Raw genomic sequence first — 1781 nt, 5'->3', positions numbered from 1 at the left:
TAGAACACTCTTTATTGATAGTCTCTTTATGAGGCAGCTGAAGCGGTCTTGATTTAAAACATGTGCTTACATTGAAATCTAAATCAGGTATATCCTTTATAAAAATAATTTTCTTATTTCCCTTAAGCGCTCTGGTAAAAAAATAGCGCCCATTTTCTAGAAAACTTTTAGCTTTTTCCGGATCTAACGCTTTTATCGTACGCCAGTTAGTTTCTACTTTATCAAAACCTCCGCTCATCAAATAAGCCCAATTACCTCCTAAAACTACGGTTTTGATGGATTTGTTCGTCTCCAAAACTGCAAGTACTTCATCGTATTTTTTTCTACATTCCCCCTTTAAAAAATCATTAGTGGAAAAGGGCAGGCAGGAGCTTGATACAAGCATTAAAACCGATTGCGAAGGAAATTGCTTCCATAATGCGTTTTGATAATGCCAAATATGAGAATCACCAACAAACATGATATCTGGCTCTTCATTTTTAGTTAAATTACAAGTACCGTCATTAAGAAATTTAAAATTCTTGAACTCAGGAACTTTCGATGCACATCCCCATGCTGGTTCTATCGGAAGGATAGGAAGACTAACAATAGCATTTACACTGTTTAAATCGTTTAGATTTTTAATCCTAAAATCCAAGCCGTTATTTTTTACTATGTAGAAACCGAAACTCGCCATAATGGACATGAAACTGACAAGAAAAACTACCTTGGTCCTATCATGCCCAAGCCCATGCCGTATGGGTTTTTCGATTAATTTATAGGTAATCCAGGCTAAAATAATGGAGAGTACAACTGCCATCCATCGAATAGTCTTATGAGGAAAATCCCCTTCCATAATTCTTGCAAAGGAGAGTAAAGGCCAATGCCATAAATAGAGTGGGTAACTAATTAAACCAAACCATACCATAATACGATTAGACAGAACGACACGATTTATCCATGAAGTGTTCCCTGCTAAGAGAAATAAAGCCCCCAGCACGGGAAGTAAAGCAAAAGCTCCAGGAAAAGTCGTAGCTTTTGAAAAAGTATAGAAGCAACAAATAAGGATGAGAAGTCCAGAGAAGGAAAGAATATTTTTTAATAATGCTCCATTAGTCCCCCCTGCTTTTCGATAAATAACTTTGGTAAGCGCTGCATCGAGTTTCTTTCCTATTCTATTGAAAAAATCAATATTATAAAAAGCAATATACGCTAATAAGCTTCCGCATAATAACTCCCAAAAGCGGGTTTGCGGTGAATAAAAAGCAGCTGTGCTATCAAAGCTGACTTTTGTTACATTGAGGAGGAATGATATGAGCACTATACCTATTGTGATTCCGAATAGATTTAATTGCTTTTTCCATACAAACCAAACGAGAAAGGGCCAAATAATGTAAAATTGCTCTTCTATACCTAAACTCCATAAATGCAACAAAGGCTTGGTTTCGGCTGCATTATCAAAATACCCGGTCTCAAGCCAAAGCATAAAATTAGATATGAAACCCGCTCCCCCCATAACGTGCTTACCCAGTTGTTTGTACTCCTGAGGAAATAAGGCGAACCATCCTAATATTAAGCAAAAGAGCAGCACAAACACCAATGCAGGAAATATACGCTTGATTCTTTTTTTATAAAAATCCACAAAACTAAAACTATTCTTTTCAAGACCTTCAAAAATGATTGTGGAAATCAAAAAGCCGGAAATTACAAAAAAAATATCTACGCCAACAAATCCTCCTTTCATCCATTTAGGGAAAGCATGGAAAGCCACTACCGATAAAACAGCAATAGCCCTTAAGCCA

The 1781-nt window shown here is 36.5% G+C and carries 1 protein-coding gene; it reads right to left on the bottom strand.

Going from position 1 to position 1781, the window contains the following annotated elements:
- A partial coding sequence (locus tag Lani_RS13725; RefSeq protein ID WP_156415166.1) for an acyltransferase family protein occupies positions 1-1781 on the bottom strand: 1781 nt, incomplete at both ends.

Origin of the sequence: Legionella anisa, assembly GCF_001467525.1 — a bacterium.
In the GTDB taxonomy this organism is placed as follows: Bacteria; Pseudomonadota; Gammaproteobacteria; order Legionellales; family Legionellaceae; genus Legionella; species Legionella anisa.
Note: the sequence above shows the minus strand (reverse complement) of the source record. Positions and strands in the feature narration are given on the sequence as shown.